Source organism: Nostoc sp. CCY0012, from assembly GCF_963920855.1.
Classification (GTDB): Bacteria; Cyanobacteriota; Cyanobacteriia; order Cyanobacteriales; family Nostocaceae; genus Cyanocohniella.
In genome coordinates, this window is the sequence record NZ_CAWUDM010000101.1 from 1 (window position 1) to 20,085 (window position 20,085).

Consider the following 20,085-nt stretch of genomic DNA (forward strand, 5'->3'; position numbering starts at 1 on the left):
TGCCCCCCTGCCTCTGCTCCCTGCCCCCTGCCTCTTTCCCCTAGCCTCTAAGATTAGGCAACTCAATACAAAATGTCGAACCTGCTCCCAGTTGGCTGGTAACGCTGATTGTGCCTTGCATGATTTCTACTAAGGATTTGGTAATTGCTAACCCCAAACCAGTACCGCCGTATTTTCTAGTGTTAGTCTGATCGACTTGGCGGAATTGCTCAAAAATATACTCTAAATCAGACTCGGCAATTCCTACGCCGCTGTCTTGCACTGCGATCGCAATTCTATCAGGAGCGATCGCCCAGGCTTTTATGGTGATGCTACCAGTTTCGGTAAATTTAATGGCGTTTAACAATAGCTTGACTAAAACTTGTCGCAAACGGGTGCTATCGTTCACCAACAAGGGATCATCAAGATTAATTTCTACTTGTAAATTGAGACATTTTTCGGCGGCTAGGGAACGATATTCAGCGACGGTTGTTAAAACTAAAGTAGATAAATCAAATTCTTCTGGTTGCAACGAAACACAACCGCTTTGGACTGTGGACAGGTAAAGCATATCATCGATAATGTCTAGCAGATGATTGCCGTTACTCAAAACACGTCGCACCATATCTTCTTGTTGCTCAGATAAAGTTGCCGTGCGCTGACGCAATAATACTTGTGATAATCCCAAAATCACGTTGAGGGGAGTACGTAGTTCATGGGATGTGGTGGCTAAAAATTGTGACTTGAGGTTTGCTGCGGCTAATAGTTGCAAATTCTGGATTTGCATTTGGTGTTGCGTTTTTTCCAGTTGGCAGTTTTGCTCTAAGATAATTTCGGTTTGCGTGGCTAAACGTGTTTCTTGATCTGCCAAGACTTGCATCATTCTCGCATTATTAATGGCGATCGCTACCACCTCAGCTACTGCATTCACCAGGTTTTGCGATGTTGCATCAAAGGCTTGGGGATTTTCCCAGTTACCAATTGCCAATACTCCCAAGCGTCCAGCTTGTGCTGAGTCTATGGCTACGGCGTACATGGCTGCGGGAGTAAAAGCTGAGAATATGGGAATGATCGGACACAAAGATAGGGTGTAGCCTTCAATCATCATCTCATCTTCCTGGGTTGCCTGAAACAACTGAGGCACACCTGTGGCAAATACTTGTTCTAGAAACCCTGTATCGGAATGAGTCGCAACATCAGAGGAGATCAAGTTTTCGTTGGTACTCCAAAGTCTATCTCTACCTTCCCTGCCATTCAGCATCAAGAAAAATAGTTTGTCTACATCAACGCCGGCTTTGGCGGTTAATTCTAACTGTGTGGTTTGGGGATTACATAACGCTATCAAGCAAAACTGAGCATGATCAATGGCATCAACGACTTCCTGTGCCATCTCATTTAATAATTGAGGTAAATGAGTCAGTCGCCGATTGATCATGCTTGTAAGGCGCTGGAGTATCCCTATTTGGGAAGGGATATAGGAAGAATTAATATTTGCCCTCGAGTTAATCTGCTGTTGTTCACTTAAAATCATGTTTGCCTGATGGGGATAGTCTCTAGTATTTAGTGGCTTCTTGCTTTCTTGTGGTGATATTCAAAAAGCCTCGCCGGAAACTGTCTTTCTCTTATAGGCAGGCTTGATTTCTGTCTTGTAGAGTAGGGAAAATAGCCATTACATTAACATCCGGCAGTTTGAGTCGCTTGATTGATCATCCCTGGCTGCTAATAATTGTATTTGTTTGTCACCTTTGTGAATGTCTGATTTACTGCTATTTTTCTTACTTCACGAGATTCCAGCAATCGGTTTTTTCCTTACTTTCATACTGATGGGTTTAATCAATATTTTTTCAACTTATTACCTAAATTTTCCACAGTAGTTTCACGGAAAAATATATTTGATTTTTTTGATATTTATCCCTTGATTAATTCAGATCTTAAATGTCTTCTAGTAATTCATGAAAATGCTGTAAAACCGTCATGAAGCTGTATTAATTTTTCTGATTATTGCGCTTTATGTAGTGTGGCGATGCCTGCGGTGGGTATAATCATCGCAATGCTGAATATAACCAAATAAACCAGGCATGTAAAGGCGTTAATTGAGTGGCAAAATTTATCTCAAACTCCAGCACACAGATGATTGTGTAAGGCAATTTATATACAATACAACACAATACTTTACAAAATAGATGGCACTTTCAAAAAATACTGCCAGTCAAATGCTACTTGGATAGCTTGAATATTAAAAGTTTTAGTTTATGAAAAATTCGGTGCAACTGATTGCCGTAGGCGGAATGTTATGCTCTTTATTGGCCGCAGGAGCCTTTGTAATCACAGCAAAAGCACAGTCACGTCCAGCACCAGGGCCTATTGCGGAACCCAATGTGAAGCTGAATGTGCAACGTAGTAGTGGTACTTGCCCACAAACAGTTGGACTATGGTGGATTTTACTACCTTATGAGGGTGGTGCTGAACATACAGTAGTCGCAGATACTAGGGCTTTTGCAGACACTACTAAATTAGTTTCATCTAATAACCAACAAATGGTGGAATTTGTTGCCCCTTTACGCAGTAACTATGCTTCTTGTGTGGGCAAGACGCGACAACAAGAATATACATTCTACAATGTCGAATTTAAAAACAAACAAGCATATTTTCGAGTAGATTTGCGAAAAATTAACGCACCTGCTCAGAAAATTACTTATAAAACTGTCACAGCTTCTCGTCCTTATGTCAGGTGGGCGATCGCCGACTAGAATAATTGTGTGTTGGAGGACAAATTAATTGTCCTCTCACATTAACTTTGCAGTTATACAGAGACAATTATTGCCCACATACTCATGCCTAAACCAATAGCAACTAGATGTTGCCACACAAGCGATCGCATGGGTTGACGAGCAATTTTTTGGGTTAATACTATAGTTAATAACACGGAAAAAAGCAGCGTTGCACCTTGCAAAAAGTCAATTACAGCCGGATGTGCTACCAAAATTGGTAATTGTTCACCATGCAACCCAAAAGTAGCAAAAGTGACAGGTAAAATGCGTCCACCTTCACTTAAACCCAAACGTAGATAATGAGCTAAATTACCTCCCAAAACCAATGGTAGATAGCCATAGGCAAGTTCGATAAATGGCCGAGGTTTACGGTGAAAATTGAATAGTTGCATCAAACCATAACCGGCAAAAACCACAGCAGCGGGGATAATTAAAGTGAGGATCGATATTCCCAAATGCTGCCAAAACAAAGTTAAATTCACTTGTAATCCTAACCAAGATTGCAACTCTGGTAAGCGATGCAGATATACTCCACCCAAGAGCAAAAACAACAATGCTACTTCATAGCTACGGGGTACATGAGTTGTCCACAATTCAATCCCTGGTGGACGCAAATTAAATTCTACGGAACGATGAGGACAAGCTTTCAAACAAGTCATACACAGCACACAGTCTCGATTATCTTCCAACTGGGCTGGATGAGAATAAACTGGACAGCCATTAGTTTCCATTCCTTCGCCCTTGGCAGGGCCACCTTTATAACATTGATAAGTGGTGCAAGTAGCTGAACAAATACCCTGCTGCGCCCGGAGTTCGGTCATGGAAAGTTTGGCAAATAAACCATTCATCCCCCCAATAGGGCAAAGATAACGACACCAAAACCGCCTTTCAAACAAAGCAGAAAATATCATGGCCCCAGCCGTGATTAATAGCAGCAAACAAGCAGAAAGATAAGCGGTATTTTCTAAATTCCAAAGTTCTTCCCAGAGGAAAATTAAAGTAAATAAACCGAATAAAAACCATCCACCCCATTTTTCGGCTTGTTGTCTGGGCCAACCTTTGAGTTTTCTAGGAAACAACCATAAAGAAAGTTTTTGAGTAATTTCCCCGTAAATCATGAAGGGACAAACTGCACACCAAACACGACCTAAAAAAGGCAAAAGAAACAGAAAGAAAGGCCACCACCAAGCCCAAAATAAATTTAAAACGAAATTGCGATCGCGTGTTTGGGGGCCAATAAATAAAATACCAACAGTAATTGCAAAAGCTGCCGCAGTAAAACCGTAATTAATCCGGTCAGGCCACCAAGGACTCCGCAGAAATTTTCGCAAACGAGGATAGGCATTCAACAGATTCAAGCGAAATAATTTTTTCTTAGTTTGGGCTGACCAAAATATTTCTTCTGTTAACTCCTTTCCCTCTCCTAGCTGAACAATTGCCCGTTCTACGAGATTTTTTAACTCTTTAAGATTACCGGGAAAATCATAAGACTGTAAGCGGCGTAAGGCTTCTGGAGTAATCTGGGGTTTAGCCAGACCTTTCCCTCGCACATAAAGGCTAGTGTAATATTCTACCTGGGCTTGAATATCTGCTTTCCGCACCCGTAGTGGTGGTACTTTAATGACAATCCCTACACACCGTTCAATCATCGATTCCCTTTTTTCGGAAACCATCAGAATGCGGGCTTTACAAGGGCGGGGTGTCGCCGGGGGTTCACCTTGACGACTCACAGGAGTATATTCACCTGTTTCCAGCAACTGTGCCACAGCTGGTAAGAGTTCTTCAGGTAAATCTTGGATGTTATTAAAAACTATAGTGCCTTCCCCTAGCCATTCTAATAGACCGGGTTTACCTCCAGCACGACCGAATAAATCCATCCCACTCGTTTGCAGAATGGCACAATTAACTTTAATCATCGGTTCTCTTCGTTTAGGAGAACCATAATGAATCAGGGCGGCTATATTATCTTTTTCTAAACCTGGTTCCCCGAAAATTTCCACAGATTTTCTGTTATTAGCTGCTTCTCTAATTTGCTCCCGTAGACGCACAGCATAGCGACTTGTACCAATAATTCCCCGTTGGGCTTTGGTAACTAAATATGGGCGTAAAGCCACAGAACGTTCTTGTTCATAGCCCAGTGCAGATGTAACTTGAGCCAGTTCTTGAGCCAATTGACGGGAAAAAGCCTGGTTAATTTCCGGGTATTGGTTAATTAAGGCACGAAATTTAGTCGCAGGTGCAATCCACAAATGACATTCAGTGACGGTGGTGATGGTACTAGGGGTTAACTCATCTAATACTAGTTCCTTGAGGTGAATCACTGCACCAGGGAGGAAACCACAGACTAAAGCCGGATTATTTTTATTGCTGGTTTTACTTTCGAGTTGACCTTGTTGCAGAATATAAAGTGCTTCTGGGGCAGTACCTTCGCTAACTAGGTTGTTGTCTGCTGAGATAACTTTTTCTTCAATGATTTGGGCGATCGCATCTAGCACCTCAGGTGAGAGAATTCCTAAAGGTGTGCGTTCTTGTAGCCATATAACCATTTCTGGAGATGTCATATTTATTCTCCGTGCAGGTTGATGTATACAAGGCATTATCCCTGATCAGGAAGTTAAAACAGCTGTGTGATGAATTTATCGGATATACCTAATCTCTGGGTGCCTTTGGCGTTGTTGGGTTTAATTGTCTTGGCTGCGGTGTATTTCAGTCGTATTCCCTAAAATCAAAAATGAGCCGTTTTTTTATTGCCCTCTTACCACCACAGCATATTCAGGAGTATGCCAACAACATCAAGCAATACTTTGCTGATAAGTATGCTAGTTATGGGGCGCAAAAATCACCGCCTCATATTACCCTGCAACCACCCTTTGAATGGGCTGATGCCAATGTCCCCCGGCTAGAAGCAGCCATCAGGGAATTTGCCAGTAGACAACAGTCCAGATCAATTACACTCAGCGGTTATGCGGCCTTTCCTCCCCGTGTCATTTACATTAATGTAGTCAGAAGTCAAACACTGTTGACATTGCAAGCTGATTTAATGACTTATGTAGAAAGTAACTTGGGAATTATTGACAAGGTTGCTCAAAGTCGTCCCTTTGCGCCTCACATGACTGTGGCATTTCGGGATTTAACAAAGCAGAATTTTAGAGCTGCTTGGCCAGAATTTGCCCAAAGTCAGTTAGATTTTGAATTTACAGCTGAGAATTTAACATTACTGCGTCATGACGGTAAGCGTTGGCAAATCAAATCAGAGTTTTCTTTTTTACCCTAGATGAAAGGCTTTAGGTTTTTTCATAATTTTGCGTAAGTCCTGTTTTTTCAAGAGAGCGATCGCCTGTTAATTTAGTCTTACACTTCAGGCGATCGCACTTCCCATTAATTCTTACCGTTGGGACGCTGAATAATCGTTTCTACTACCCGCCGCCTGGCTTTGGGGTCAATGCCTACCAAGCGCACGTACTCACCCTCATATTCACCGAGATAAGCTTCTAAAGCCGATATTGCATCCCACTCAGCATCAATCTGAGTAGTACCGCAACTTTGCCAAGAACCAGTGCGGAAACGGCGTTCATCTACGTGTTCAAAGTTAATTCTGTGACCTTGACCTAAAATTTGTCGGATTTGTTCTTGTGTTTCTAAAGACAGATGGGGACTTGAAGTTTGCTTTTGCTGGAAACCATTACCTGACGGCTGAGGATTAGGTGTTACAGCCACAGGTGGCGCTGGTGAATAATTTTTACTCCCTCGATTTAGGCGATTGTATTCATCAACTAACTGGGAAGTTTCCACTCGTTGTTGTTCACCGACAATAAACTGACCGGCTTGGATTAAATGAGACAGGCTAAAATCTGGCTTTTTAAACTCTGGTGGCTTCTCAGCGCTGTTGACTATACGTAACGATACACGCTCAAAACCGACTTGATGAATAAAATCACGCACTTGCTCATCATAAATGCGCGATCGCAAGGCACTATAAAAGTCTATAGATTGATGGGGGAAAGTATCAACTAGCTGTTCTACTTCCCGTTGAGAAAGTCCATCTTCCTCAAAAATTCCCCCAACAATTCCCACTCTGTCATCTCTATCTGGTTCCCAGTAAAATTTCTCCATCCGTCCATCCCGAATTAATGGCGCGTAGAGAGTGGAAAAATCATTACCTGTGACGATAATCGGCACACGATGTAACGGTGTGGAATCATAACTTCCAGGTAATTGCACATCTGTCGGATTATCGGCAATATTCATCAGTGTGGCATTTACCAACTGAGTATTTACAGTGTACTGAGTACCTTCGTCAAAGCGTCCAGCACCCGCATCTAAATCATTAATCATCAGCACACACATTTTGCCGCGCACTTTAATTAATTCTGCGGTTTCCCGATAGCGCAAACGAATCAACCGCGCTGGATCTCCTGCATCGGGACTCTCCAATTCTCCACCAGATATGTGAGTCACTTCGATACCCATTTTCTCGAAGACTAACTGACACTGAAATGTCTTGCCTTCACCTTTGCGTCCATGAATACCTAAAATTAAGGGGACTCGGACACCAGGAAGATTCAAGAAATTTTTAGTGATGTGAACGCCAAGTTTGTCAAGAAAGCGGGGAGCAATGTAGTAACTCATAATATTATTGATTAGGACTTATTAAGATAATGCTAAGTTTTTTTGGTGCATCTTGTTAATTTATCTTCCGGTATAAATTAAGCGCTAACTACCACAAACGCTGAATTGGATACGCATCAAAAATCCCATCAGCGCTGAGTAATGGTATATTCTCTACTATAGATTGAGCAATTAATAATCTATCAAACGGATCACGATGATGGAGAGGTAATGATGAAACAACAGCAGCGTGGTCTATTGTAATTGGTAATATTTCAATTCCATTCATAATTATTTGCTGTTCAATAAATTCGTTAAAAGTAGGCTCGAAGTTAAGTTTACCTATACTATGCTTAATTGCCATTTCCCAAACACTAGCCATACTTAGAAGATTTTCATTGTTTTCAATCTGCGATCGCAGGCTCACGCTAATTCTCGGATCACCCATCACAAACCAAATCACAATATGAGTGTCCAGGATTTGTCTCATTCCATATATTCCTTAAAATCTTCTAGTGGTTTATCAAAGTCATCAGATATTGTGATCAATCCCTTGGCGCTACCGAATTTTGGACGGCGTTTAACAGGGACTACAGGAGTTAACTTGACAACTGGTTGATTCTCTTTAATGATGATAATCTCTTCACCACAAAGTGCTGCTTCAATCAATTCTGGTAATTTCTGAGATGCTTCAGTTACTGTTATTTGAGTCATACTTATTACCTCTACAGAGTTTAATTAGATCTTTGTGATAGACGTTGTAAAAATTCTTGATGTTCTGGAGAATCCAATCCTTGTTGTAGCCCTGCTAAAACCTGTGCCATTTCCCCTGTTAATAATGCAGCTATATCCAACCATAAACCAGGGAAAACACGACTTTTAATAATACCACCAGCATCAGGAGCTAATGATATATATTCACCATTATCTAAAATAAACCAATCGAGTTTATTATCAAAAATCTGCCAAACAAGATATTCTTTAACACCATTACGGCGATATACCCGTTTTTTATCATACAAATCATTAGCAGCACTACTAGCAGCAACTTCTGCAACTAATTCTGGTGCGCCTTCTACATAGTCATCATGACTAATATGTGCTTGTCCACCTAATTTCTCATCGATTATGAGGACAACATCAGGTTGTGGTTCATTATCTAAATCCAGCCGGACGGTGGCATTATCACCTAATTCTACACCAGGGGTAGCCACTTTATAAGTTCCCAGCCAAATAATCAAGTCTCCATGAGGTTGTCCATGACTTCTAAAACGCAAAGGTGATGCCACGTATACAATTCCTTCTATAAGTTCAGCTTTCTTAATATTTGGCATTGCTGTATATCGACGCTCAAATTCGTGACGCGTGAGGCGATCGCCACTTTCTAGGGGTGGAATTTGTATATTTTTACTCAAGCTTGGTTCTACCGATGCTTTCATAACAAATTCCTCAAAATCGTATATCTACATTTAGTATAGGCAATTCTTATCTAAACCAATTTAACCAAGCATCCCAATTATCTACAATGTGGGCAAATTCTGCATAACCTGCGGCTCTAGGATGAGCGCCATCATAATTTTTTGCCTCATCTATCCAAATATTTGATTTTTCTAATATGGGAAATACATCTAAATAAGGCACATTTACTTCATGACATACTAAAGCAAACTCTTGGGATAAATTCATAATTCTTTGATTTCTCCCATCTTGTTCACTATCAAAACATGGTGGTGGACTAACCATCAACACCGGATATAACTGTTTAGCTTCACTTAAAATACTATGAATATTTTCAATTGATTCTGTCAGTGAAACCCGGGTTTTACCATTTTCTATGGTTGTATCATTAACCCCAAAGGAAAAGACAACTCTACCGTCATATTCCTTTGGTAACCGATAAGAAACTTCTTTTCGCCAACGATTTCTGAGTTCAGTACTCGTTTCTCGCCGCACGCCTAAATTATAGTAGGTAATATCATGACCTTTTTTATTGGCATTTACACATATTCGGCCTGTCCAACCAAGACAATCAGGATCACCTGCACCATTAACAAATGATTCACCAAGAAAACAAATTCTAATTTCACGTCCAGATTTTTCAGTTACATTTAATTCACTCATATTAAAACTTTCAACCTTGTCGAATATCAAAAAGTTCCAACTCTCCACGCCTCTGTGCCTCTGCGTGAAAATTAATCAAAGTCTCCTCCTCGCAGGAGAAAGGTTTTTCAGAGATTTCTTGCGTAAGTCCTAATAAAAAAAGAGGCAGAAAACTCTACCTCTCTAGCAGGGAAAATTAATTCAATTCCCTCAAAAATAATTCAAAAATCCAATTTTTTAGTATCTGCTGGTGTTGGGTTTGTGAATAATAAAGCTGAGAATTTGACACTGCTTAATGTTATCAAAACCGACGACACGGATATAGCAGTTGCTGTATTGAGAACGGCAAGACTGAACTTCGCTCAATACTTCTTGAGTGGACTTAGCGCCGAACAAAGGCAATTTCCACATTGTCCAGTACATTTCGGTTGGTTCAGAAGTTTCGTTGAACTCAATTGCTGGAATGTAACCTTGAGTCAAGATGTACTGAATTTGCTTGGCAATTTGAGCATCAGAAAGGGGTGGTAGGTAAGAAAGGGTCTCGTAACGACGCTCTTTTGGTAAAGTTTGCATAGCTTTTGATAATGGGTTGGGATTGATACTAGTTTTCAGTTACTCAGTGAGTCACTGTTCACTGTTCACTGTTGGAATCTAAACTTGTCTGCTGTTCTGGTTGCGGACTGGGGTGAGATGTATCTATTAGTGTGATGCGTTCTAGATGCTGGCGACGTTGTTCCATATTGCCTTGTTGAATGCCAGTAAGAACCATTTCTGGAAGGAATTCGGCGACTTCTGTCGCTATATGTTCTCTGACAGTCATTATCCTGAGTGCCAAATCTGGCTTTTCTTGAAACAGTTGCTCAAGATACGCTTCTCCATCCTGAATTTTTCCGGCAGAAAAGTTATGTAGCCAAAGTTCCAATGGCGGATTCGTTTCGCCTAGCTGTGCCAATACTGTTTTCAGCGCCTGATAAGTCAGGTAGCTTTGCAGAGTCTTGGCTGTATCCTTGGCAATTTGCTTAAGATTCATGTTTGACCCCAGCCCATAAAAAGTAAAAAGCAAAAGTAAAAAGTAAAAAGAAAGAATGACTATTTTCTTTTACTCTTTTACTTTTTACTGGTTACTTGAGGATCAGACAGTATCCATTGCCTCGAACTCAAACTTGATTTCTTTCCATAGTTCGCAAGCAGCAGCTAGTTCAGGACTCCACTTAGCAGCTTCGCGGATAACATCGTTACCTTCACGAGCCAAGTTGCGACCTTCGTTACGAGCTTGGATACAAGCTTCTAAGGCTACGCGGTTAGCTGTAGCACCAGGTGCGTTACCCCAGGGGTGACCAAGAGTACCACCACCGAATTGTAGTACGGAGTCATCACCGAAGATTTCTACTAGTGCAGGCATGTGCCAAATGTGGATACCACCGGAAGCAACTGCCATTACACCAGGCATAGAAGCCCAATCTTGGGTGAAGTAAATACCACGAGATCTGTCTTGCTCAACGTAGTTTTCGCGCAACAGGTCAACGAAGCCCATTGTGATACCACGTTCACCTTCCAACTTACCAACTACGGTACCGGTGTGAATGTGGTCACCACCAGACATCCGTAGGGTTTTAGCCAATACACGGAAGTGAATACCGTGGTTCTTTTGACGGTCGATTACGGCGTGCATAGCCCGGTGAATGTGCAACAGAATGCCATTATCACGACACCAACGAGCCAATGTGGTGTTGGCGGTGAAACCTGCGGTCAGGTAGTCGTGCATGATGATGGGCATTTTGAGTTCTTTAGCAAACTCAGCCCGTTGCAACATTTGTTCACAAGTGGGGGCGGTAACGTTGAGGTAGTGACCTTTGATTTCACCGGTTTCAGCTTGTGCTTTGTGGATTGCTTCTGCTACAAACAAGAAGCGATCGCGCCATCTTTGGAATGGTGCAGAGTTGATGTTTTCGTCATCTTTGGTGAAGTCCAAACCACCGCGCAAGCATTCGTATACAGCACGTCCGTAGTTTTTAGCGGACAAACCTAGTTTGGGCTTAATGGTACAACCCAACAAAGGACGACCATATTTGTTTAACTTGTCACGTTCAACTTGAATACCGTGAGGAGGCCCTTGGAAGGTCTTCAGGTAAGCAACAGGAATCCGCAAGTCTTCCAAACGTAATGCCCGCAGAGCTTTAAAACCAAATACGTTACCTACAATAGAGGTCAACATATTGGTGACGGAGCCTTCCTCGAACAAATCTAGAGGATAAGCAACGTAGCAGATGTATTGGTTATCTTCACCGGGAACGGGTTCGATATCGTAGCAACGACCTTTGTAGCGGTCTAGGTCGGTGAGCAAGTCTGTCCATACAGTTGTCCAAGTACCGGTGGAAGACTCAGCCGCCACAGCAGCACCGGCTTCTTCGGGAGGAACTCCGGGTTGGGGAGTCATCCGGAATGCTGCAAGAATATCTGTATCTTTAGGTGTGTAGTCTGGGGTGTAATAAGTTAGTCTGTAATCTTTAACACCGGCTTGATACCCTGATTTGCTCTGGGTCTTCGTTTGAGCGTAAGACATAAATTCCCTTCCAAGAAGTCACTCTTTAATTACTTATCAAATCACGTTCTGTGCAACTTCTTCTAACTCCCGCTCTTTTTTCCCACTAAAATGAAGGAAAAAATCAGGAAAATTTTTTTGTTAGAGGTTGCCTCAGGCAAAGGATAGCGGTTTTCGGGCAACGAACAATTGGTGATCAATGTTCTATCCACGCCAAGATACATGACCTAGCGCTTCTGCTTTCCCCTCATCCTGTGAATAAAAATTCTCTTTTATCTCTTTCTCTTGCCCCGCTAAATTTTTGTATTTCTGGCAAAAACTCCGCGCTTTGCGGAAAGTATTATATTATTCCCCTACACATCGGGTTTTTTGGGGTATCGGGTTTGCTAACAAGCATTCCCACCTCCGCACTCTTGATATATCCCCTAATAATGGGAAACAAACCAAGAAAGAATTTGCTTGACATAAATCCAGCAGAGTGATAAGTGAAAGAAAAAGAAATTGCACACCACGTAATTTGTAGCTTGTCTCACAATATATCAAGAATTTGATAAGTTATTCTTTGAAAGTTTTTAACTTATTTATTTAAATTTGTTATTACATAAAGTTTTAAACATTTTGTTAAGAATAATTTACAAAAGTCATTTATGAATGTATGGGAACTGTTAGTAGAGGTTAGAGGCTAGAGGTTAGAGTGAGAAAGTTATTTCCCCCCTGCTCCCTGCTCCCCTGCTCCCCTACTTCTTCCCCTAGTCCCTAGTCCCAAAAAATTTATTGGTGACGTTTAAAACACAGCCTCTAGGGGAATACTGAGATTAACCACTAGCCAGTTGAGGTAATGGTTATGGGTACTGTCTCCAAAGGAAATGTCACCGTGGTATTATTTCGCAAGCGGACTAATTTATTGCTTAGTTCTATATTTTTGGGGTTGATAGCTTTGCCTAGTATTGGCTTTGTAACTATGACAAATGCAGCCAGGGCAGACAAAATTGGTACTAGTGTCCCACCGCAACAAACCCCTGACATTGATTCATCTGAGTTGACTCCTTCTTATCCGGCTGTTCCGCCACCGGCGCGAGTAGATCCTTTACCTGATGAGAGGGGAGTGCAAGAGAGAGTTGTAGAAGTCGATTATCGTGTTAACAACTTGCTAGGAGATTTTGCAGGTAATCTCTGGGTAGGTTCCTGGCGGGGATTGTCGCGGATTGACCCGAACACAGGGAGAATTTTATCTCGTGTGAGCTTACCAAATGTTGCCATTGGCGCATTGGCGCAAGATAAAGTGGGACGCTTATGGGTAGGAACTTATGAAGGACTGAAACGAGTAGACCCCCGTACCAGTGAAATTACAGCTCAGAATTTATTTTTACCTTCAAAACGGGTTTTGTCGTTGTTAGTGGATAAACGAGGTTATTTATGGGCGGGAACAGATAATGGGTTAGCTCTAATTAGTCCAGACCAAGGCTTAATTATGACGACATTAAAAAACTTGCCTGGTGTGAGTGCCAACGCCATGACTTTAGATGCGGAAGGTCAGCTATGGATTGGTACACTGGATGGATTAGTACGGGTGAATACTGCCAACGCTTTAATTATGAAGCGCATTAACGAGTTACCCGGAACAACAGTGCAAACCTTAGCAATTAGTCCAGAAGGATTAATCTGGGCGGGAATGCCGAATAATTTGTTAGTAATTAATCCACAAACTGGTGCAGTTTTGAGGTCTGTAACTCGCCTCCGGGGAAGGAATGTGACAGCAGTGCGCTTCGCCCAAGATGGTAGTGTATGGGTGGGGACACACAATGGTTTATTACGATTGAATCCACATACAGGAGCTGTATTAGACGAAGTTGCTGGACTTCCTTCTAGCCGAGTTCTTTCCCTTGCGCCCAATGTCGGGAATAAATTATGGGTCGGTACTAGTGAAGGTCTAGCTTGGTTAATGCCCAAAATGGAAAAAGCACAACCTCATTTGGCTTTTAGTCGGGTTGTGAAGTGAGAGACTGGGAGATGAGGGGGATGAGGGAGATGAGGGAGATGAGGGAGATGAGGGGGATGAGGGAGATGAGAGATTTTGATAATGATACAGTCCTACTTCTTGCACCCTGCTCCCCTGCTTCTTCCCCCACTCCCTACTCCCTACTCCCTACTCCCCAATAAAACTATGGCAATCACTACCCAGCAATTAATTCAATGGAAACAACAGGGACGGTCAATCGTAGCATTGACTGCCTGGGATTATGCGATCGCTCAACTGATCGATGCGGCTGGGGTAGACTTAATTTTGGTGGGTGACTCGATGGCTGTGGTTTTGGGGTATGAAACCACGCTGCCAATTACTTTAGAAGAAATGCTGTACCATGCTAAAGCTGTGCGTCGTGGTGTGAAACAAGCTCTAGTTGTGGTTGATTTACCGTTTTTGACTTATCAAGAAAGCGTGCAACAGGCGATGCGCTCGGCTGGGTTGGTGCTGAAAGAAACGGGCGCTCAAGCTGTGAAGTTGGAAGGTGGCTATCCAGCAATGGTGGAAACTATTACACGGTTGGTGCAAGCGGGAATCCCCGTTATGGGTCATGTAGGTTTGACTCCCCAATCAGTTCATCAATTGGGATTGCGACAACAAGGAAAGACCCAACAAGCAAGTGAAAGGATTTTAAATGAAGCGATCGCACTTGAACAAGCGGGTGTCTTTTCAATAGTGTTGGAGCATATCCCCGCAGATTTAGCAATGCAGATTACACAAAAATTAACTATTCCCACAATTGGTATCGGTGCAGGAGTCCATTGTGATGGACAGGTGTTAGTTACCTCTGATGTCCTTGGTTTAACAGAAAAGCAGCCCCCATTTGCCAAAGTTTACACAAATCTGCGTGAAACGATTACCAAAGCCGTAGAAGATTATGCTGAGGAAGTGCGGGAACGAAAGTTTCCATAACTAAATACACTGAAGACTGGGAGTATTTTTATGGTTCTACAAGTTCAGCCTACTCAAAAAACTCAAAAAGAATTAAATATTGCCTGGGAGGCACTTCCAGCAGACTACATTTTACCTGACGATCCAGTGGAAAATATTCAACAACCCCCTCTAGCAGCAGCACTTACTGACGCATTGGGAGCAACAAAACGCATTCAACCCCAAATGCTGATTGGCTCTAATTTTGGACTTGTGGCCACAGTCAATAAAAAAATTGTTGTCAAAGCACCGGATTGGTTTTATATACCTCAAGTACAGCCTGTAGCCGCAGGCGTAATTCGTCGTAGTTATACCCCAAATTTAGAAGGTGCTGCTGTTGCTGTTGTTATGGAATTTTTGTCAGATACAGAAAATGGAGAATTATCAGTTCGCTCAACTCCACCCTATGGAAAACTTTATTTTTATGAACACATTCTCAAAGTTCCCACCTACGTCACCTACGACCCCTACGAACCAATTTTAGAAGTACGGTGTTTGCAAAATGGACAGTATGCTTTGGTGTCAGCAGATAGCAATGGACGTTATTGGATTCCTGAGTTAGAGCTATTTTTGGGAATTTGGCAGGGTGAAAGACTGTGCCAAACTATGAATTGGCTACGGTGGTGGGATCAAGAAGGTAATTTGCTGTTGTGGAGTCAAGAACAAGCAGAACAAGAACGCCAACGTGCAGAACAGGAACGCCAACGCGCAGAACAAGAACGCCAACGCGCGGAAATATTAGCAGCTAAGTTACGTGAACTAGGTGTTGACCCTGATGCGATCGCCTAAGTAAATGCCAATCACAAAAATATTTGGGAAAATCTGGAATACATGCACTTACTTGATCTATTAGCCGGAGAAGACAACCATTTAGCTTTGGGTACGCCGGAACAACCAACCCTCACCTATGAGCAATTACGAGCAAATGTAATTTCCTTAGTTTCTCAATTAAACAGCTTTGGTTTGGGTAGAGGCGATCGCATCGCCATTGCAATGGCTAACGGTTCCCAAATGGCTATTACTTTTCTCGCAGCGGCTATGTGTGGTACTGCTGCACCCCTCAACCCCAAGTATAAGCAGGATGAATTTGCTTTTTATTACGAAGACCTCCAAGCTAAAGCCCTAATTACCTTACCAGGGACACAAGAGGCGGCAATAGCAGCTACTACACCCGATATGCTATTGATCAATGCCACAACTAATCCTGACGGCACATTAAGGTTGGAATTGCATCAAAGACATACTCAACCGCCAAACTTTAAATCTGATCTTGTCTTTCCTCATGCTGATGATGTGGCAATTATCCTCCATACCAGTGGCACTACTAGCCGCCCTAAACGGGTTCCAATTAAGCACCGCAATCTCATTGCCTCTGCCAGTAATATTATCAGTGCATACAACCTCACGGCTAAAGACACCAACTTATGTCTCATGCCACTGTTTCATATTCATGGTTTAGTGGGATGTCTGCTGGCCACTTTAGCATCAGGGGGGACGTTCATTTGTCCGAGTAGATTTAACGCTTTGGAATTTTGGAAGCAGGTTGATACTTATCGACCTACTTGGTACTCTGCTGCACCAACTATGCACCAAATGATTCTTGCTAGAGCCAGCCGCAATCAAGATATTATTAAAGCTCATACCTTCCGCTTCATTCGTTCCAGCAGCGCACCTTTACCGCCAGTGATTATTGAACAGATGGAAGCAGTTCTCTATGCGCCTGTGGTGGAATCTTACAGCATGACAGAAGCTGCACACATGATGACTTCTAATCCTTTACCGCCCAAAGTCCGTAAACCAGGTAGTGTCGGCTATGGTTTTGGTGTGGAAGTGGGAATTATGAGTGAAGAAGGCAACTTGCTTCCTCAGGGAAGTTTAGGTGAAGTCGTGGTGAAAGGAGCAAATGTCGTTGATGGCTACGAGAATAACCCCCAAGCCAACGCCACGGCTTTTGTTAATGGTTGGTTCCGGACTGGCGACCAAGGTAGGTTAGATGCAGATGGTTATCTTTACCTCACAGGTAGAATCAAAGAACTCATTAATCGCGGTGGGGAAAAAATTTCGCCGTTGGAAGTAGATGACTTGTTGCTGCGTCATCCTGCTGTTGCTGAAGCCCTGGCGTTTGCCGTACCGCACAAATCCCTAGGGGAAGAAATTCATGCTGCTGTTGTACTCAAGGGTGAAACTAGTGAGCAGGAGTTAAAATCCCACTGCTCAAATTTTTTGGCAGATTTCAAAGTGCCTAAGCAAATTCATATTTTAGAAGCATTACCTCGTGGTGCTACTGGAAAATTACAACGGCTGAATATGGCGAAATTCCTTAAATTATGGGAGTAGTACCGCTGTGGGAAAGTCAAAAGTTGATTCTGAGCGAAGTCGATGGGTCAAAATGCTTTTCCTTTGGTATTTTGCAATGATGAAAGCTCATCGATCTGCATGAATTCTGCACAAATTCTGCACAGTGGTTGCATACGTAGGTGATATCTTCCTATTTACATATGCAGGAGGAAGAGCTAAAAATTCCACCATTGAACAAAGAGGCGAATTGTGGATGAATTGGAAAGACTCATATTATGGCTGGTTAATTGAATTAATCCCACTGCCTGAAGGTTATGTATTTAAGTGTTGGATGCTAAATGAGCAAGTAGGAATTAGCAACAACCATATTTATCCTAGGTTATCTGAAGCCATGAGGGCAGCGAGGAAAAGGGCGAAGCTAGAGTCTGCAAGGTTAGCACTGATCCAATTTTTAAATGAATCCTATACAAATTGCCATCTTAGCCCTCAAGAACATATAGCTTTGGCAAATTCAATTTTTGACTTGACGACCTCAGCCTATCAACCTCAACATCGAGACTTTTAAACTCAGCAGATGAATAAATCAATTTTTTACTCTGACAACAATACAAGTTATCCAGTGACAAATTTCAGTCATGATTCTCGCGGTAGCGGTAGGTATTCTATTGCTTGTTGAAACTGAGGGCTACCTGAGGATAGAAGCCTGAGGCTATACAAACAAAGCCTACTTAAACTGCTTAGGAATTTTAACTAAACTCGCAAAATTCCCCATCCATCTATAGGGTGGGTAGGATATCAAGAATCGTCTTCCAACAACAGGAGGCGATTTTTTTAGTTTTATTTGATAGCAATTAAGAAAACTGTCTACTGAAAGTGCAATATGTACACTCCAGCCAATCTGCCATAAATTTTCTATAAATATGGTTCACAATAAACATTTATAGAATTTTGGAGGCGAGCAAATTACATCTAAGAAATAAGGAACTAGAGATAAATATGTACCTTATCTCCGATGAAAACTGCTATATCTGCAATTTTTCTCTTTAATACCCTAGATATAAGTAAAACGACTTGAAAAAACTAAGCTATGTAAAGTAATGTAAATTTACTGAAAATCAGTTTGTAGTCAAGACTAAAGTCCTGATTTGAGAACTAAAGTTCTTACTACAAACCTTTAATTATTTACCCGCTTCTACTTATATAGGAATCCTATTTAATTATTGAAAAACCCCTGTATATTCAAAAAATCTTCTTTCCTACTCCCCACTCCCCACTCCCTACTCCCAGCCTACGCAAATAATTTTAGGAATCAAACCGGATTCCCATAGAAGCAAGTGACACGGGAATGCTGATAATGAACTATAGAAAGTTTATTTCATCGTTGAAACCTCTTCTATCTTGTTGCTTCCCTCTATGAGTAAAACCACTGTTGGGGAAAAAACTTACAATTAAACACACACTGATTCGATTTCATTTGCTTGAATAGCTATATTGATAGGATTACAATTCACTATTCTGGATTATGTCTAGTAAGTTCATTGACGTTAGAGAATATACTGTCCGGGCCCATAAAAGGCAAATTCATACTCGCGTTTTCCATTTTGTCTGTAAACAGTGCAATCAGACTACACAACGAGAGACTTTTGGCCCTCGTCCGTTATATTGCGAGCAATGCCGTCCTCCACAAGCACCAAAAAAATCTCATCAGCCTTCTCAAAAAGCCAAGCCTAGGCCAATGACTTATAAAAGTGATACCGATTTAGGTTGATTTAAAAATTTATGAATAATCTACAATTAAAGCCCCCTCAAACTTTTCTCTCTCCATTGTTAGAACTACGAGACTACTATGCTCGCCTTGTAAAAGAGTACGAAATTTTATACACAGAGGCGCGATCGCAGCTCCATCATGTAGATGCTTTATTGTCTAACTTGTCTCCTCAATCAGATATTCAGGATAAGTTGACAGCAGTGGGAACGCTAGATCAGGCATCTGCTTCTACTCCTGAAGACTCGTCGTTATCTGAGTCTGATCATCTTCTTCAGTCTGATATCAACTCGCTTGATTCTAGCCAGTCTGATTTGCCAGAGTCAGAGAATGTAGAGGCAGATAATTTATCTCCTGCAAATAGAGATATTCCAGACTTGTCAACATCAAAGACATCCGTTGCAAGTATAGATAAGTCCATCAAGGTGCCGGATGTGCCAATGTTACCTGAGTATCAAACTCAAAGTCGTATGGAAGCTATCAAAAATCTTTTGCAAGAGCATCTTGGCACTGTCTGTCATATAGATTTCATCGTGCGATCGCTTTATGGAGATTTAGATCAATCTATCTTTAAAGTTGTCAAAGGTAGAGTCCAATCTTCATTGACACAAGGCAGAGAAAGACAGGTTTGGTGGGGTATTCCCGACGAGCCTGGTTGTTACACTCTAGATTTAGGTTTAGTAACCTCCAACAAGACTAAAGGCATTGCTAGAACTGCTAATAAAAAGAAGAAATCTTTTTCAATTCCGAGTACAAATGTTGTCCCTATGCTCCAAGAATTTGAGGGTCTATTTTTAATAGATGCTCTTTCTGATTTTTTGGAAAAAAATTCGGGGATAGTTTTTAGTGTTGCGGAAATTATCAAGGGTCTTTATGGAGAACTAGATGAGCAAGAAGTTAGAGAGGTCAAGAGTAAGGTACTCAATGAACTTTCTAGAGGTTATCGCACAGGGCGATTTTCTAGGGTGCCTGACAAAATCGGCTTTTATACTTGGGATTCAAAGTTGATCTTAGAAGCAAGTCGAGGGAGGTAAAGAGGCAGAGGGGCAAGGGGGCAGGGGGACAAGGG

Annotated in this window: 19 protein-coding genes; 9 read left to right on the forward strand and 10 right to left on the reverse strand. The window is 41.9% G+C overall.

Features of this window, described 5'->3' with window-relative positions:
• Positions 1-40: 40 nt before the first annotated feature.
• Entirely contained in the window at positions 41-1,414 is a 1,374-nt protein-coding gene (locus ACM0OS_RS22760) for an ATP-binding protein (protein WP_414545463.1), read from the reverse strand.
• 817 nt (positions 1,415-2,231) lie between these two features.
• On the opposite strand from ACM0OS_RS22760, the gene ACM0OS_RS22765 reads away from it, so the two are divergent.
• Positions 2,232-2,729, forward strand: a complete 498-nt coding sequence (locus tag ACM0OS_RS22765) for a hypothetical protein (RefSeq protein WP_414545464.1) — start codon at positions 2,232-2,234, stop codon at positions 2,727-2,729.
• A 53-nt stretch (positions 2,730-2,782) separates the two neighbouring features.
• Here the strand turns inward: ACM0OS_RS22765 and ACM0OS_RS22770 are convergent, their stop codons facing one another.
• Positions 2,783-5,311 carry a sigma 54-interacting transcriptional regulator gene (locus ACM0OS_RS22770; RefSeq protein ID WP_414545465.1) on the reverse strand — a complete coding sequence of 843 codons (2,529 nt, stop codon included), beginning with the start codon at positions 5,309-5,311 and terminating at the stop codon, positions 2,783-2,785.
• Between the two features lie 170 nt (positions 5,312-5,481).
• On the opposite strand from ACM0OS_RS22770, the gene ACM0OS_RS22775 reads away from it, so the two are divergent.
• Positions 5,482-6,024 carry a 2'-5' RNA ligase family protein gene (locus ACM0OS_RS22775; protein ID WP_414545466.1) on the forward strand — a complete coding sequence of 181 codons (543 nt, stop codon included), beginning with the start codon at positions 5,482-5,484 and terminating at the stop codon, positions 6,022-6,024.
• 104 nt (positions 6,025-6,128) lie between these two features.
• Here ACM0OS_RS22775 and ACM0OS_RS22780 read toward each other — a convergent pair whose 3' ends face one another.
• The 8 genes from ACM0OS_RS22780 to ACM0OS_RS22815 form a co-directional block, all read right to left on the reverse strand.
• Positions 6,129-7,379 (reverse strand): ribulose bisphosphate carboxylase small subunit, encoded by a 1,251-nt coding sequence (locus tag ACM0OS_RS22780; RefSeq protein ID WP_414545467.1) that lies wholly within the window; start codon positions 7,377-7,379, stop codon positions 6,129-6,131.
• Positions 7,380-7,467: 88 nt separating this feature from the next.
• The gene (locus tag ACM0OS_RS22785) at positions 7,468-7,848 is read right to left on the reverse strand and encodes a type II toxin-antitoxin system VapC family toxin (RefSeq protein ID WP_414545468.1); all 381 of its coding nucleotides are present in this window, start codon (positions 7,846-7,848) and stop codon (positions 7,468-7,470) included.
• On the reverse strand, positions 7,845-8,072 hold the full coding sequence (locus ACM0OS_RS22790) for a type II toxin-antitoxin system Phd/YefM family antitoxin (protein WP_414545469.1): 228 nt from the start codon (positions 8,070-8,072) through the stop codon (positions 7,845-7,847). The genes ACM0OS_RS22785 and ACM0OS_RS22790 overlap by 4 nt, the downstream gene beginning before the upstream one ends.
• A gap of 20 nt (positions 8,073-8,092) precedes the next feature.
• Complete coding sequence (locus tag ACM0OS_RS22795; protein WP_414545470.1) at positions 8,093-8,797, reverse strand: Uma2 family endonuclease; 705 nt, start codon at positions 8,795-8,797, stop codon at positions 8,093-8,095.
• A 46-nt stretch (positions 8,798-8,843) separates the two neighbouring features.
• Entirely contained in the window at positions 8,844-9,479 is a 636-nt protein-coding gene (locus ACM0OS_RS22800; protein ID WP_414545471.1) for a GDSL-type esterase/lipase family protein, read from the reverse strand.
• A 216-nt stretch (positions 9,480-9,695) separates the two neighbouring features.
• Positions 9,696-10,031 carry a ribulose bisphosphate carboxylase small subunit gene (locus tag ACM0OS_RS22805; protein ID WP_414545472.1) on the reverse strand — a complete coding sequence of 112 codons (336 nt, stop codon included), beginning with the start codon at positions 10,029-10,031 and terminating at the stop codon, positions 9,696-9,698.
• Between the two features lie 58 nt (positions 10,032-10,089).
• The gene (rcbX, locus tag ACM0OS_RS22810; protein ID WP_414545473.1) at positions 10,090-10,488 is read right to left on the reverse strand and encodes a RuBisCO chaperone RbcX; all 399 of its coding nucleotides are present in this window, start codon (positions 10,486-10,488) and stop codon (positions 10,090-10,092) included.
• Positions 10,489-10,590: 102 nt separating this feature from the next.
• Complete coding sequence (locus tag ACM0OS_RS22815) at positions 10,591-12,021, reverse strand: form I ribulose bisphosphate carboxylase large subunit (protein ID WP_414545474.1); 1,431 nt, start codon at positions 12,019-12,021, stop codon at positions 10,591-10,593.
• Between the two features lie 817 nt (positions 12,022-12,838).
• Between ACM0OS_RS22815 and ACM0OS_RS22820 the strand changes: the two genes are divergently transcribed.
• From ACM0OS_RS22820 to ACM0OS_RS22850, 7 genes are all read left to right on the forward strand, one after another.
• Positions 12,839-13,999: a two-component regulator propeller domain-containing protein gene (locus ACM0OS_RS22820; RefSeq protein ID WP_414545475.1), complete on the forward strand. Its 1,161-nt coding sequence runs from the start codon at positions 12,839-12,841 to the stop codon at positions 13,997-13,999.
• A 165-nt stretch (positions 14,000-14,164) separates the two neighbouring features.
• On the forward strand, positions 14,165-14,935 hold the full coding sequence (gene panB, locus ACM0OS_RS22825) for a 3-methyl-2-oxobutanoate hydroxymethyltransferase (RefSeq protein WP_414545476.1): 771 nt from the start codon (positions 14,165-14,167) through the stop codon (positions 14,933-14,935).
• A gap of 30 nt (positions 14,936-14,965) precedes the next feature.
• Complete coding sequence (locus ACM0OS_RS22830) at positions 14,966-15,742, forward strand: Uma2 family endonuclease (protein ID WP_414545477.1); 777 nt, start codon at positions 14,966-14,968, stop codon at positions 15,740-15,742.
• A 42-nt stretch (positions 15,743-15,784) separates the two neighbouring features.
• Positions 15,785-17,290, forward strand: coding sequence for an acyl--CoA ligase (locus tag ACM0OS_RS22835; RefSeq protein ID WP_414545478.1), 1,506 nt, complete (start codon positions 15,785-15,787; stop codon positions 17,288-17,290).
• A gap of 124 nt (positions 17,291-17,414) precedes the next feature.
• The gene (locus tag ACM0OS_RS22840; protein ID WP_414545479.1) at positions 17,415-17,816 is read left to right on the forward strand and encodes a hypothetical protein; all 402 of its coding nucleotides are present in this window, start codon (positions 17,415-17,417) and stop codon (positions 17,814-17,816) included.
• Between the two features lie 957 nt (positions 17,817-18,773).
• On the forward strand, positions 18,774-19,019 hold the full coding sequence (locus tag ACM0OS_RS22845) for a hypothetical protein (RefSeq protein WP_414545480.1): 246 nt from the start codon (positions 18,774-18,776) through the stop codon (positions 19,017-19,019).
• A gap of 11 nt (positions 19,020-19,030) precedes the next feature.
• Positions 19,031-20,050, forward strand: coding sequence for a hypothetical protein (locus ACM0OS_RS22850; RefSeq protein WP_414545481.1), 1,020 nt, complete (start codon positions 19,031-19,033; stop codon positions 20,048-20,050).
• The last annotated feature ends 35 nt before the right edge of the window (positions 20,051-20,085 follow it).

Excerpts from the sequence above, each read along its gene's own strand:
- ACM0OS_RS22760 (WP_414545463.1), bottom strand. The coding sequence starts at position 1,414 with ATGATCAATCGGCGACTGACTCATTTACCTCAATTATTAAATGAGATG.
- ACM0OS_RS22765 (WP_414545464.1), top strand. The coding sequence starts at position 2,232 with ATGAAAAATTCGGTGCAACTGATTGCCGTAGGCGGAATGTTATGCTCT.
- ACM0OS_RS22770 (WP_414545465.1), bottom strand. The coding sequence starts at position 5,311 with ATGACATCTCCAGAAATGGTTATATGGCTACAAGAACGCACACCTTTA.
- ACM0OS_RS22775 (WP_414545466.1), top strand. The coding sequence starts at position 5,482 with ATGAGCCGTTTTTTTATTGCCCTCTTACCACCACAGCATATTCAGGAG.
- ACM0OS_RS22780 (WP_414545467.1), bottom strand. The coding sequence starts at position 7,379 with ATGAGTTACTACATTGCTCCCCGCTTTCTTGACAAACTTGGCGTTCAC.
- ACM0OS_RS22785 (WP_414545468.1), bottom strand. The coding sequence starts at position 7,848 with ATGAGACAAATCCTGGACACTCATATTGTGATTTGGTTTGTGATGGGT.
- ACM0OS_RS22790 (WP_414545469.1), bottom strand. The coding sequence starts at position 8,072 with ATGACTCAAATAACAGTAACTGAAGCATCTCAGAAATTACCAGAATTG.
- ACM0OS_RS22795 (WP_414545470.1), bottom strand. The coding sequence starts at position 8,797 with ATGAAAGCATCGGTAGAACCAAGCTTGAGTAAAAATATACAAATTCCA.
- ACM0OS_RS22800 (WP_414545471.1), bottom strand. The coding sequence starts at position 9,479 with ATGAGTGAATTAAATGTAACTGAAAAATCTGGACGTGAAATTAGAATT.
- ACM0OS_RS22805 (WP_414545472.1), bottom strand. The coding sequence starts at position 10,031 with ATGCAAACTTTACCAAAAGAGCGTCGTTACGAGACCCTTTCTTACCTA.
- rcbX (WP_414545473.1), bottom strand. The coding sequence starts at position 10,488 with ATGAATCTTAAGCAAATTGCCAAGGATACAGCCAAGACTCTGCAAAGC.
- ACM0OS_RS22815 (WP_414545474.1), bottom strand. The coding sequence starts at position 12,021 with ATGTCTTACGCTCAAACGAAGACCCAGAGCAAATCAGGGTATCAAGCC.
- ACM0OS_RS22820 (WP_414545475.1), top strand. The coding sequence starts at position 12,839 with ATGGTTATGGGTACTGTCTCCAAAGGAAATGTCACCGTGGTATTATTT.
- panB (WP_414545476.1), top strand. The coding sequence starts at position 14,165 with ATGGCAATCACTACCCAGCAATTAATTCAATGGAAACAACAGGGACGG.
- ACM0OS_RS22830 (WP_414545477.1), top strand. The coding sequence starts at position 14,966 with ATGGTTCTACAAGTTCAGCCTACTCAAAAAACTCAAAAAGAATTAAAT.
- ACM0OS_RS22835 (WP_414545478.1), top strand. The coding sequence starts at position 15,785 with ATGCACTTACTTGATCTATTAGCCGGAGAAGACAACCATTTAGCTTTG.
- ACM0OS_RS22845 (WP_414545480.1), top strand. The coding sequence starts at position 18,774 with ATGTCTAGTAAGTTCATTGACGTTAGAGAATATACTGTCCGGGCCCAT.
- ACM0OS_RS22850 (WP_414545481.1), top strand. The coding sequence starts at position 19,031 with ATGAATAATCTACAATTAAAGCCCCCTCAAACTTTTCTCTCTCCATTG.